This is a genomic window from Saccharopolyspora sp. NPDC045839, assembly GCF_056431645.1.
The window spans coordinates 239,136-251,614 of sequence record NZ_JBWKKH010000006.1 but is presented as its reverse complement, the minus strand read 5'-3'; the positions used below and the strand labels follow the sequence as shown (position 1 = coordinate 251,614).

The 12,479-nt window shown below is 69.7% G+C and carries 13 protein-coding genes; 8 read left to right on the top strand and 5 right to left on the bottom strand.

The features are described from left to right. The first annotated feature begins 2 nt into the window (after window positions 1-2). The 5 genes from AC07EQ_RS11680 to AC07EQ_RS11660 all read left to right on the top strand — a co-directional run bounded on the left by AC07EQ_RS11680 (window position 3) and on the right by AC07EQ_RS11660 (window position 3,448). On the top strand, window positions 3-386 hold the full coding sequence (locus AC07EQ_RS11680) for a DUF1707 SHOCT-like domain-containing protein (protein ID WP_478387951.1): 384 nt from the start codon (window positions 3-5) through the stop codon (window positions 384-386). Between the two features lie 46 nt (window positions 387-432). Further along, entirely contained in the window at window positions 433-1,095 is a 663-nt protein-coding gene (locus tag AC07EQ_RS11675; RefSeq protein WP_478387950.1) for a DUF3558 domain-containing protein, read from the top strand. A gap of 318 nt (window positions 1,096-1,413) precedes the next feature. Then, window positions 1,414-1,788, top strand: coding sequence for a hypothetical protein (locus tag AC07EQ_RS11670; protein ID WP_093267047.1), 375 nt, complete (start codon window positions 1,414-1,416; stop codon window positions 1,786-1,788). Window positions 1,789-1,793: 5 nt separating this feature from the next. Next, window positions 1,794-2,654, top strand: coding sequence for a PPE domain-containing protein (locus AC07EQ_RS11665; RefSeq protein ID WP_478387949.1), 861 nt, complete (start codon window positions 1,794-1,796; stop codon window positions 2,652-2,654). Next, window positions 2,651-3,448, top strand: a complete 798-nt coding sequence (locus AC07EQ_RS11660; protein ID WP_478387948.1) for an ESX secretion-associated protein EspG — start codon at window positions 2,651-2,653, stop codon at window positions 3,446-3,448. Before AC07EQ_RS11665 ends, AC07EQ_RS11660 begins: the two co-directional genes overlap by 4 nt. Before the next feature lie 51 nt (window positions 3,449-3,499). Here the strand turns inward: AC07EQ_RS11660 and glpD are convergent, their stop codons facing one another. Beyond that, entirely contained in the window at window positions 3,500-5,242 is a 1,743-nt protein-coding gene (gene glpD, locus AC07EQ_RS11655) for a glycerol-3-phosphate dehydrogenase (RefSeq protein WP_478387947.1), read from the bottom strand. Window positions 5,243-5,333: 91 nt separating this feature from the next. Beyond that, complete coding sequence (locus AC07EQ_RS11650) at window positions 5,334-6,161, bottom strand: DeoR/GlpR family DNA-binding transcription regulator (protein WP_478387946.1); 828 nt, start codon at window positions 6,159-6,161, stop codon at window positions 5,334-5,336. A gap of 433 nt (window positions 6,162-6,594) precedes the next feature. Between AC07EQ_RS11650 and AC07EQ_RS11645 the strand changes: the two genes are divergently transcribed. The 3 genes from AC07EQ_RS11645 (at window position 6,595) to AC07EQ_RS11635 (ending at window position 9,540) form a co-directional block, all read left to right on the top strand. Beyond that, complete coding sequence (locus AC07EQ_RS11645) at window positions 6,595-7,341, top strand: MIP/aquaporin family protein (RefSeq protein WP_358579448.1); 747 nt, start codon at window positions 6,595-6,597, stop codon at window positions 7,339-7,341. Between the two features lie 31 nt (window positions 7,342-7,372). After that, window positions 7,373-8,878: a glycerol kinase GlpK gene (glpK, locus tag AC07EQ_RS11640; RefSeq protein ID WP_478387945.1), complete on the top strand. Its 1,506-nt coding sequence runs from the start codon at window positions 7,373-7,375 to the stop codon at window positions 8,876-8,878. A gap of 212 nt (window positions 8,879-9,090) precedes the next feature. Continuing rightward, a complete protein-coding gene (locus tag AC07EQ_RS11635; RefSeq protein ID WP_478387944.1) occupies window positions 9,091-9,540 on the top strand; it encodes a WapI family immunity protein in 450 nt (149 codons plus the stop codon). 55 nt (window positions 9,541-9,595) lie between these two features. Here AC07EQ_RS11635 and AC07EQ_RS11630 read toward each other — a convergent pair whose 3' ends face one another. The 3 genes from AC07EQ_RS11630 to AC07EQ_RS11620 form a co-directional block, all read right to left on the bottom strand. Then, entirely contained in the window at window positions 9,596-10,333 is a 738-nt protein-coding gene (locus AC07EQ_RS11630) for an AAA family ATPase (RefSeq protein WP_478387943.1), read from the bottom strand. Window positions 10,334-10,455: 122 nt separating this feature from the next. Then, window positions 10,456-11,256, bottom strand: coding sequence for a GNAT family N-acetyltransferase (locus tag AC07EQ_RS11625; RefSeq protein ID WP_478387942.1), 801 nt, complete (start codon window positions 11,254-11,256; stop codon window positions 10,456-10,458). 691 nt (window positions 11,257-11,947) lie between these two features. Then, complete coding sequence (locus tag AC07EQ_RS11620; protein WP_478387941.1) at window positions 11,948-12,400, bottom strand: L,D-transpeptidase; 453 nt, start codon at window positions 12,398-12,400, stop codon at window positions 11,948-11,950. Window positions 12,401-12,479: the final 79 nt, after the last annotated feature.

Below are 12,479 nucleotides of genomic sequence, written 5' to 3'. Positions count from 1 at the left end.
GCGTGGACAACGGTCGACGGGGCAAGGACCTCCGGATCGGCGACCCCGAGCGGGAGAACGCCATGCGGTTGCTCGGCGAGCACTTCTCCGCCGGGCGCCTCGACGTCTCCGAGTACGACGAGCGCTGTCGCCTGGTCGCGGCCGCCCGGTTCCGCTCCGAACTGACCCCGCTGTTCGACGACCTGCCCGAGCCGCGGCCCAGCGAACCGCCGCGCCCGGTCGTCCCGGCGATCCGCGCCGCGGCGCCGCCGGCAGCGGCCGGGAAGATCGTGCTGGCCGTCTGCGCCGTCGTCCTGGTCGTCTTCCTGCTGGTGGTCGCGCGGCAGTTGGCCCTGGTCCTGCTGCTCCCGCTGATCGCCGTCCTCTGGTTCTCCTGGCGGCGCTGATCGCCGCCCACCGTCACGACCGGCCACGTTTCGTTACGGTGAGGCCATGCACAGCTCGCGGATCCCCGGGGCGTGGCGGCTGAGCGCGTTGCTCGCCGCCGGCTCGCTCACCCTCGCCGGGTGCGGCCTGTGGCAGTCGGAGCCGGCGTCGGAGACCAGGGCCCCGCTGCCGCCGCCGATGCCCACGACGAGCGCTCCCCCGCCGCTACCACCGCGCCCGTTCGAGCTCGCCCTCGACGGCGTCGACCCGTGCGAGCTGCTCACCGACGACCAGCGCAGCCAGCTCGGCTTCGACCGGGAGCCGCTGCCGGGCTCTGAGGCGGGCTTCGGCGACGCGGCGACCTGCAGCTACCGCAACACCACGGCGAAGGTCGGCGCCCGGCTGGCGCTGATCACCACCGAGAGCATGGGGGTGTGGACCGACGACACCGCGCAGGTGGAGGCCTCGCCGGTGGTGATCGGCGGCTTCCCGGCGCTGGTGATCAAGACCCCGGGCCTGGACCTGTCCTGCAACGTCGCGGTGGACGTCGCCGAGTTCCAGCACCTCGACGTCCTCTACCGCGACGACGGCGGCCAACCGCCGCCGCCGGTCGACCAGCTCTGCGCCGGTGCCCAGCGGGTCGCCGAAGACGCCCTCGCGAGCCTGGCCGCACCGGAAACGTCCGCGCCGCCCCAGACGACCAAGCCCCGGCAGACAGCGCCTCAGTAGCCGCCGGTTCCTCCGCTCGGGTCGGCAACATCACGTCTTCGACCGCCACGAGGCCCGCAAAACCGGGCCACGTCCTGCGATGTTCACGCTCTGCAACCGGATGAGCGATACTCACCGCGTTTGGAGCACTCCCCAGCGTGATGTTCACTGACTACAGTGTTCGGCGGACGTTTAGTAGCTTGAGCGCTCGGGCCCCCGCAACCGCCGGGTGCCCGCGAACACCCGGCCAGGGCCCCGCCGCCCTGCATCCGCCCGGGCGTTCAGGCACAAGGGCCCTGCACCCGCTAACCCGGGCCCTTACCTGCGGGAGGGGAAAACGTGCCGCTCACTGCTCCGTGGGGCGACAGCTCGACCAGCGCCCTGCCCGGGATGTCGGGTGGCTCGGTACAAGTCGAGCCAGCCTCCATCCCGAGGCTGGTGAACGCGCTGCAGGAATCGCTCGACGCGGTCGGCTTGCAGATCGAGCACGCCATCACCGAACTGCGCATCCGGCCCTGGGCCGGCGATCCGATCAGCGCCGACGCCGCCGAGGAGTTCAACCGGCGCTCCGTCGGCGGCGGCGAGGACGCGCTGACCGCGCTGTGCGGCTACCGCGACCAGCTGCAGGCGGCCGCCGAGTCGCTAAGGCTCGCCAACCGCCAGTACGAGCGGATCGACGGCGACAGCGCGTACGGGATCGGCGGAGGTTGCTGATCCCGATGAGCGACCACCGTTGGCAGGGATACCGCCACCCCGAGCTGTTCGCGCAGATCCACGAGGGTCCCGGCGCGAACGGCTCCATCGACAGCGTGCGCCGCTGGAGCGAACTCGCCCGCGCCCTCGGCGACATCGACGCGGGGCTGGCGTCCGCCCTGTCGTCGGCGATGGCCGGCTGGCAGGGCATCGCCGCGGACAGCGCGCACGGCGGCGTGCGTCCGCTGGGCAACTGGGCGGCCCAAGCCCAGCAGGCCACCACCGTGATGCGGGAGCGGGCCGAGCAGCAGGCGGAGTTCATCAGCAAGGCCCGCCAGGACATGCCGCCGCCGGTGCAGGTGACCACCGAGGAGCCGAGCACCGCGGAAACGGTGCTGACGCACCTCTTCGGCGGGCAGACCGACTACGAGCTGCAGGAGGCCAAGCAGAACGCCGCCGAGCAGCGGGCCTTCGACGTGATGCGCACGTACGAGGCGTCGACGCAGGCCAACACCACGTCGCTGGCGTCGTTCACCCAGCCGCCGCAGGTGGTGGTCGACGCCCCGGTCACCGGTGGTTCCGGGACACCGGGCGGGCAGCAGAACGTGACCATCAGCTGGGGCAGCACCTCCGCGCCCGCGACGCGGTTCGCGACGACGCAGCCGACGCTTTCCAGCCGGCTCCCCGAGCAGCGGTCGGGACGGCCGGGTGGCGGCGGTGGGCCGGTGCGAGGCGGTGACGGCCGGGCGGCCGGCAAGCGCGGCCGCAAGGACCGCGACGAGGTGGTGGACCGGAAGGTGACCGAGCAGGTCGGCCGCCCGGGCGGGTTCTTCGACGAACCGCAGACCCTGTCCCGCCCGGTGATCGGCGGCGAGCCCGGACAATGACGGTCACCGACACCGGCCGGCAGCTGACCCTGTCCGCGCTGGAGTTCGACGTGCTCACCGAGCACCTCGGGTTGGACACCATGCCGCTGGTGTTGAAGGTTCCGTCGCCCGGACGCACCCACACCGAGCGCGCGAAGCTGGTGGAATCGGCATGGCGATCGCTGGGCGCCCGCGACCTCGGCCGCCCGACCGAACTCGATCCCGAGCTCGAATGGATGTTGCGGCTGCTGGCGCGCCCTGGCCGCGAGGTCGACGGGCGGATCTGGATGGGCCGCAGCGTGCGGGTGCTCGCGGCGTCCGACGCCGAAACCGAAGGAGCGGCGCTGGTCGTCAAGGACCAGGACACCCTGATCCTGCGGGCCGCGGCGGCGACCGGGCTGCCGCGCGAAGCGGTTTCGGTGCTGCCGACGCTGCCGCCCGGCCCGGGCCGTTCGGTGTCCGTGCCCAGCAGCGATCTCGACGGCGCCGCCGAGGAGGCCGGCGACAACATCGAGCGGCTGCAGAACGCGTTGCAGCGCCGCGGAATCCGCCCGGACGACGCCGAAACGCTGATGAGCATGGTGGCCGGGGTCGAGGCGCGCGGGCAGTTCGGCACCGCGGCCCGGGACCGGTACGGCCGCCGCATCCGCGCCGATCACGTCATCGGATTCTTCGACACCGCGCACGGCCGTTATGCCCAGCTGCGGCGGGAATCGCCGTCCGGCGACGTGTGGAGCACCGTCGCGCCGGTCGACACCCGGCGCCTGATCGGCCACGTCGAGGAACTGCTCGCCGAGGTGTCCGAAAACCAGTGAGTCCCTCGGGATGACAAGCACCCCAAGGGACTCACCGAGCCGAATACGTCCTCACACCACCGGTTCGATGATGCGCTCGCGCGCTTCCGGTGCCGCCGAACGCTTCGCGTCGGCCGCCTGGTCATCGGGCTGCGTCTGCGAATCCCGCTCCGCCTCGACCCGCTTCGCGTACACCTCGATCTCGCGGGCGACGCGCGCGTCGTCCCAGCCGAGGACCTCCGCCATCAGCCGCGCGACCGGTTCCGCGCAGTCCACGCCGCGGTGCGCGTACTCGATGGAGATCCGGGTGCGCCGGGTCAGCACGTCCTCCAGGTGCAGCGCACCTTCGTGGCTGCACGCGTAAACCACCTCGGCCTGCAGGTAGTTCGGCGCCGCCGGGATCGGCTTGAGCAGCTCGGGCCGGTCGTCGCCGAGGGCGAGCACGTCGTGGATCTCCGAGCCGAAGCGGTCCAGCAGGTGCCGGATGCGGTACGGGTGCAAGCCGTGCGCGGCGGCCAGCTGATCGGCCTGGTTGATCAGCGCGTGGTACCCGTCGGCGCCGAGCAGCGGGACCCGGTCGGTGATCGACGACGCCATCCGCCCGGTGATGTCCGGCGCGATGGCGTCGACGGCGTCGGCCGCCATGACCCGGTACGTCGTGTACTTGCCGCCGGCGATCGCCACCAGCCCGGGCGCGACGCGCGCGACCGCGTGTTCCCGGGACAGCTTCGAGCTTTCCTCGCTCTCCCCGGCCAGCAGCGGCCGCAGCCCCGCGTACACGCCTTCGATGTCGTCGTGGGTCAGCGGCGTCGCCAGCACCGAGTTGACGTGTTCCAGCAGGTAGTCGATGTCGGCCTTGGTGGCCGCCGGGTGCGCCAGGTCGAGGTGCCAGTCGGTGTCGGTGGTGCCGACGATCCAGTGGTTGCCCCACGGGATAACGAACAGCACCGACTTCTCGGTGCGCAGGATCATCCCGGCCTCGGCGACGATCCGGTCACGGGGCACCACGATGTGCACGCCCTTGCTGGAGCGGACCCGGAAGCGACCGCGCCCGCCGGAGAGCTTCTGCAGCTCGTCGGTCCAGACGCCGGTCGCGTTGATCACGGCCTGCGCGCGGACCTCGACCTCGTCACCGGACTCCACGTCGCGCACCCGGACGCCGGCGACCCGGTCGGCCTCCCGCAGGAAACCGGTGACCTGGGTGGACGTCGTGATCACGGCGCCGTAGCGGGCGGCGGTGCGGGCCACCATCATGGTGTGCCGGGCGTCGTCGGCCTGGGCGTCGTAGTAGCGGATCCCGCCGATCATCGCGTTGCGCTTCAGCGCCGGCACCATCCGCAGCGCGCCCGCGCGGGAAAGGTGCTTCTGCCCCGGCACGGAGCGGGCGCCGCCCATGGTGTCGTAGAGGAAAAGGCCCGCGGCGGTGTAGGGGCGCTCCCAGATCCGGTGGGTCAGCGGGTACAGGAAGGGGACCGGCTTCACCAGGTGCGGCGCGATCCGGGTGAGCATCAGCTCGCGCTCCCGAAGTGCCTCGCGGACCAGCGAGAACTCCAGCTGCTCCAGGTAGCGGAGTCCACCGTGGAACAGCTTGCTGGAACGGCTGGAGGTGCCGGCCGCCAGGTCCCGCGCCTCCACCAGCGCCACCCGCAACCCGCGGGTCGCCGCGTCCAGCGCCGCGCCCGCGCCGACCACGCCACCGCCGATCACCACCACGTCGAACTCGTCGGAACCGAGCCGACGCCAGTTCTCCGCCCGGTCCGCCGGGCCCAGCGTGCCCTTCAACCGGTTGTCGATTTCGATTTTGTCCTTGGACACCAGGCGTCCTCCTCGCTCGAATCGCGTCCCACCGCTGACCACCCCGCCGACGCGGAACCGGACTCGGCGCCAGTCCGTCCTGCGGTGGTCATCATGCCCGACCTGCACCCTTCGTGCTCGGCACGGCACTCCGCGCATTTCCCGCCTGCTCGACCCGCGCGCCGCGGTCGCGCAGCACCTCGATATCGGCGCTCGCCGTCTGCGAATCCACGATCACGACGTCGAAGTCCTCGACCGGAGCGACCGCGTGCAGCGCCCGCCGCCGGAACTTGGTGTGGTCGACGTAGAGCACGCGACGCCGCGCCGAGGCCAGCATGGCTTTCTTGATCTGCACCATTTCTTGTTGCGGATAGCAGCAAATCCCGTCGGTCACGGCGGAGACCGACATGATCGCCAGATCGACGCGCAGGTTCCGCAGCGCGTCCAACGCCATCCCGCCGACGAACGCGTCGGCCCACGGCAGGTAGTCGCCGCCCACGCAGATCAGGCTGATGCCCGACGCGCCGGCCAGTTCGCCGAACACCCCGCGGTGGTTGGTGACGACGGTCAGCGGCGCGCGCTCCGGCAGCAGCCGGGCCAGGTACACGCCGGTCGTCGAGTCGTCGAGCACCAGTGCCTGCCCCGGCTCGATCAGTTCCGCCGCGGCCTGCGCGATCTCCTCCTTCTCCGAGGTGTTCTGCTGCAGCCGGTATTCCGACGCGGCCTCGTAGAGCAGTGACGAGGCCGCCGAGACGTAGCCGCGGTTGCGGTGCACCAAGCCCTGGGACTCGAGGTCGGCGAGATCGCGGTACACCGTCATCGCGCTGGCGCCGACGGTCTCGACGAGGTCGTCGATCCGCATGGTGCCCTCCGCCATGACCAGCTCGGTGATCTTGCGCCGCCGGTCCTGCTGCTTCCCGGACGGGCGTCGAGCGGACATCGTCGTCCTCCAAAATCCCTGGTCATCGCGCTCCGGCCGACCGGTGCGCGGTCACCACCAGCCTGGCTCGACCGCCGAGCCGGCGCGGTGTCATCATCCAGTTCGATAAAAACACCATCGAAAGCGTCTTGCAACGTTTGTTTTCACAAGTCTAATGTGACTTGCCATGCGCAACGATGCCCGGGGTACGCCCCCGTCGCGGGCCGTCCACCGGGCCCGCGCAACCGGTCGATCGAGATCACCGATCGACGGTTCGGGCATCCGCTCTACCAGCCGAGACGCGGAACTAGGCGGTTCAGACCAACCTGTTGCCACGAGTGGCGGCAGGCATGGACACGTGTTGCTATGCGGCAGTACCGTCCCGACTCATTCCATCTCGGACAGTCAGCGAACCCGCCTTTGCCAACGGCGGCATTAAGAGGGGAACGGCAGCATGAGCTTTGGTGAGATCTTCCTCTGGGAGATGATGGGGACGGCGATTCTCACCCTGCTAGGTTGCGGTGTCGTCGCAAACACCGTGCTGCGCAAGAACCGCGGCTACGAAGGCGGATTCCTGCTCGTCAACTTCGGTTGGGGCTTCGCGGTTTTCGCGGGCGCGAGCGTCGCCGCACCGTCCAACGCGCACATCAACCCGGCAGTGACCCTCGGGCTCGCGGTGAACGGCCAGACGCCGTGGTCCGAGGTCCCGGTCTACATCGCAGCGCAACTAGTCGGCGGCACGCTGGGCGCGATCCTGTGCTGGGCCGCCTACAAGCTGCAGTTCGACACCCACGACGACCCGGCCAACACGCTGGGCATCTTCTCCACCAGCCCGACCGTGCCGAACGCTCCGTGGAACCTCGTCACCGAGATCATCGGCACGTTCGTGCTGGTCTTCTGGATCATCCTCAGCCCGCAGGCGGGTGTCGGTGAAACGCCCGGCGTGCCGTCGTTCGGCAACTCCGCGCTCGGCTACGCCGCGGTCGCCTTCATCGTGATCGGCATCGGCAACTCGCTCGGCGGCCCGACCGGTTACGCCATCAACCCGGCTCGCGACCTCGGGCCGCGCATCGCCTACGCGATCCTGCCGATCCGCGGCAAGGGCTCGGCCGACTGGGGCTACTCCTGGATTCCGATCGCGGGCCCGATCATCGGCGGTGTGCTGGCCGGCCTGCTGGCCCTGGCCCTCCCCATCAGCTGACCGAACGATCCACTTAGGAAGGTAGAACGAGATGTCCTCGTACGTCGCCGCCATCGACCAGGGAACCACCTCGACGCGGTGCATGATCTTCGACCACTCCGGTCGGGTCGTTTCGGTCGACCAGATGGAACACCGGCAGATCTTCCCGAAGGCGGGCTGGGTCGAGCACGATCCGAACGAGATCTGGGCCAACACCCGGCAGGTCTGCGCGGGCGCGCTGGCCAGGGTCGACCTGGTGTCCTCGGACATCGCGGCCTGCGGCATCACCAACCAGCGGGAAACCACCGTGGTGTGGGAGAAGGCCACCGGCAAGCCGGTCTACAACGCGATCGTCTGGCAGGACACGCGCACCGACGAGATCGTCGGCGAGCTGTCCTCCGGCGAGGGCGGCCAGAACCGGTACCAGAGCAAGACCGGCCTGCCGCTGGCCACCTACTTCTCCGGCCCCAAGGTGAAGTGGATCCTGGACAATGTGGACGGTGCCCGCGAGCGCGCCGAGAAGGGCGAGCTGCTGTTCGGCAACATGGACACCTGGGTGCTGTGGAACTGCACCGGTGGCCCGGACGGCGGCCTGCACATCACCGACCCGACCAACGCGTCCCGCACGCTGCTGATGGACCTGGAACGGCTCGAGTGGGACGCCGACATCTGCGCCGAGATCGGCGTGCCGATGGCGATGCTGCCCGAGATCCGCTCCTCGTCGGAGGTGTACGGCAAGTTCCGGGAGCGCGGCGTGTTCGCGGGAATCCCGATCTCCGGCATCCTCGGCGACCAGCAGGCCGCCACCTTCGGACAGGCGTGCCTGTCGCCCGGCGAGGCCAAGAACACCTACGGCACCGGCAACTTCGTCCTGCTCAACACCGGCACGGAGCGCGTGATCAGCGAGAACGGCCTGCTGACCACGGTCGGCTACAAGATCGGCAGCCGGGAAACGGTCTACTGCCTGGAAGGTTCCATCGCCGTCACCGGCTCCTTGGTGCAGTGGCTGCGGGACAACCTGGGCATCATCGGCACGGCCCCGGAGATCGAGCAGCTCGCGCGCTCCGTCGACGACAACGGCGGCGCGTACTTCGTGCCCGCGTTCTCCGGGCTGTTCGCCCCGCACTGGCGCTCCGACGCGCGCGGCGCGATCGTCGGCCTCACCCGCTACGTCAACCGCGGCCACCTGGCCCGCGCGGTGCTGGAAGCGACGGCGTTCCAGACCCGCGAGGTGATCGAGGCGATGAACGCCGACTCCGGCGTCCCGCTGAAGTCGCTGAAGGTCGACGGCGGCATGGTGCAGAACGAACTGCTGATGCAGTTCCAGGCCGACATCCTCGGCGTCCCGGTGATCCGGCCGGTGGTCGCCGAGACCACGGCGCTCGGCGCGGCCTACGCGGCGGGCCTCGCGGTCGGCTTCTGGTCCAGCGAGGAGGACATCCGCTCGAACTGGGCCAAGGACAAGCAGTGGGACCCGGCGATGCCGACGGAACTCCGCGAAAAGCAGTACCACCAGTGGCAGAAGGCGGTCACCAAGACCTTCGACTGGGTCGAGTGAGTCCTTCTCCGCCGTAGACAGGCGCTTTCGGGCGAGCAGCACCGCGGCGGCGTGACCGGCACCTTGCGGATCAGCTTGGTGGCAGGTCACGCCGCCGCAGTGCGAGCGGCGCGTCCCATTCCTCCGGCGGGCCGTGGGGACGACTTCGTCCTCGAAAGTGCGCGTCTGGAAGGCTTTCCCGTCTGCGGCGCGGCGATGGCAGGATCTTCGGTGTGACCGAACGTCCCGAACTGGTCGTCGGACGAGCCGAAGGTGATCACCTGGCCGTCCGAGTGCTGGGCAGGATGCACCCCGAGTGCGACGACTACTGGGACGGCAACTGGCTGGTCAGTCCCGTTTCGGCCCGGCTGGGCGGATATGCGGTCCAGATCGGCGCCGCGCTGCGAGTTGATGAGCTCCGGGAGTTCCGGCTCGGGCTGGAGCTGCTGGACCGACGGTTGCGCGGCGAGGCGGTGCTCGCTTCGATGGAGAACTGGATCGCGCTGACGGTGCGGTGCCTGCCGAACGGCTCGTTGTCCGTGGCAGGAGAGCTCGACGATGACATGGGGTCGGGCAACAGCCTGTCGTTCACCATCGCCGGGCTGGACCAGACGGAGATCCCAGGCATGGTCACTGCGCTCGCGGCGATCGAGCACGCCTACCCGGTCCTCGGACGGCCATGATTCCGGGCGGATGCTCTCCGGCAGCGACGCCGCCCGCATTCGCCGGGGTGTCGGGTCATTCGGTGATGTGCCGCAGGTAGAGACCGGGGTCGGCCAGGTAGCGGCGCCAGTGGTCCACCAGGTCGAGCTCGTTCCACTTCACGCGGCGGGTTCCGTGCTCACCCACCTCGATGATGTCCGCGCCGGGCGTGGCGGCCAGGATCGGCGAGTGCGTCGCGCAGACGATCTGCGCGCCGGAGTTGCCGAGCCCGTGCATCAACCCGACCAGCTTCAGGCAGGACTCGAAGGACAACGCGGCCTCGGGCTCGTCCATGACGTAGAACCCGCGGTCCTGGAACATCGCCCCGAACACCGTCAGGAACCCCTCGCCGTGGGACATGGTCGAGGTGTCCTCATCCCAATAGCCGTACACGCCGCTCACGGTGTTCAGCAGCCCGAACGCGGTCTCGGCGCGCAGGAAGAAACCCTTGCGCCGCGACCTCGGCCCGGTCAGCATCCGGCTCCCGATCGGGGTGGTCTCCAGCTTGAGCACGTCCCCGAGCGAAGTCCTGGGCCGGTCGTTGACGTACTTGCGGCCGGCCCGTCCGCCGTGCGAATCGAGATTGAAGCCCTCCGCGATCGCCTCGACCAACGTCGACTTCCCGGACCCGTTCTCGCCGACGAGCATGGTCACCGGCGCGGTGAAGGTCAGGCCTCGCTCGGCGAGTTCTGCGACGCACGGCACCGTGTACGGCCAGGTGTCGAACGACTCCGGGCGTTGCGCTTCGGGTATGCAGGCGCGGCGGACGAGCATCAGACTTTCCTATCGACCGTCGTGAACAGGTACACAGCCCCGAGCCTGCCGGGCGCGCTTGGACTGCGCCGAGGATCGCACACGTCCGGAACGCAAGGCGAGGCGTCGCACCGCGGCTGGGATCAGTTCTTCAGGCTGTAGAAGTGCATCGGCGAGTTCGGGCTGAAGCCGATCCGCGGGTACACAGGTGCCCCGGCGACGGTCGCGTGCAGCGTGGCACGGGTCAGTCCGGTGGCCCGGCCGCCCTCGTACAGCGCCTTCCGCGTCACCGCCTCGCCGTATCCCCTGCGCTCCCACTCCGGGGCGGTGGCGACGAGCACGACGAAGAGGCGGCCTGCTGCTTCCACGGTCGCAGCGCACGTCACCGGCACACCGTCTCGCAGGCCCAGGTAGGCGTGCACCTGGTTCTTCCACAGCGTCGAGCCGACGAGCCCGTCGCGGCCGTCTTCCAAGGGGAATCCGTAGGCGCGCGAGTTGAGGTCTGCGTAGGTTCGCAGCTGTTCGTCGGTGGCCACGCGCACGAATGTCAGGTCGGGGTGGCCGGGCTCGGGGACGGGGAGCAGGTCTCCGGCCATGCCGGTTCCGGGGAAGGCGTGCTCCAGGCCCGCTCGCTCGGCTGCTTCGCTCAGTGCCGCGCGTGCATCATCGGCGAGGAGGTCCTCGAAGATCCACAGGAATCCCGGATGCCGCTTCGAGCGCATGATGTCCGCTGCCTGGCCCAGTCGTTGCCCGGCGAGTTCCGCGTCCGCGCCGACTTCGGTCAACGTGATGCAGTTCCAGAAGAGGAACCGGCAGTCGGCCCAGCGAACGGCGATGCCTGGAAGGTCTCGCACATCGGCACCAAGATCCCGGTCCAGCACCATGTCGCGCCAGACCACCGCGAGCTGTTCCATCGATTCGATCGAGTCCGCGAGGTCCGTCACCGAGACTCCTCAAGTTCGTCGAGCGCGCAGGGAGCAAGCCGGTTGGGTACGCGACTTCTGGCGGCGCCGTGGATCATAGAACGCGCCCGCGATCGCACGCGTGCACCCGAACTCGGCGAAGGCGCTCCGGCCGGGGCCGTTGATGGCGGTCGAGCGGTCGCGACCTCTGCGAAGACCGGGACAGTCTTCCCTGGTAGCAGGGGTCTTCGCGATCAGATCCGTTGGAAGCCCAGTTGTTCGGCTGGGCGGCCTGTTCCAGGGCGGTCGTGCGCTTCGGCAGTCGGCGATCATGCGAAAGGGCGAAGGGAAGTTCGGCGGGCGCCGTAGCAGCGCAAGCCAAGCCGCGGCGGGCAGCGACCGCCGCAGTGCGGATCTTCAGGAACACCCGCGTCCCGGCGCATTCAGCTGACTCTTGCTGGAGAGTCGCACCGGGAAGCGGGCTTCGGAGACGTAAGCACGATCGACTCCGAGCGGCAGGACGAGTTGGTTGAGCCGCCCACCACAGCGTGGACCGTGACCGGTGCACCGCCGCGGTTCCGGCCGCTGCCCGAACCTGCGCATCCTTCGGATCGATGGTGGGAGCCCTGCCCCGGAACCTTCGCGCTCCTCCGCAGGGGCCGTCCGGCACTTCTAGTCCATAATGGACCTGCAGAGGCGTCCGCCCGGCAGGATGCCGCGGATGCGGACCGGGTCAGGGGACGACCTGGACCTCGTCGCCCGGGCTCAGGTAGTCGAAGAACCGCTTCGCCGCGGTTGTCGACAGGTGCACGCAGCCGTTGGACTTGGCCCGGAGGCTGCCCTCGTGGAACGCGACGCCGGTCTTGGTGAAGAACACCGAGTTCGGCATCGGCGCGTTGTTGAACTCCCGGCTGCGGTGGTCGGCGTCCTTCCACTGCACCCGGTGGATGCCCGTCGGGGTTTCCGAACCCGGCTTGCCGCTGGTGATCGGCACCGGGCCGTAGCTGGTGCTTCCGTCCTTCTGGAGCCAGGCCTGGTTGGTCGACAGACTCACGCACGCCTTGGCGCTCGCCCGGCAAGGGCTTGGACTGCCGCCCGCGGCCTGCGCGGTGGCCACGCCACCGGTCAGCACGCCGCCCGCGACCAGAGCCGCCACGGCCAGCGCGGACGCTTTCCTGCTGTTCATCTTCCTCCTCACGTCTGCGTGCGCATCGCTGTGCTCGCATCGACGGTGCCACATTCTTGTGCGGCGTCCGGAATCGCTG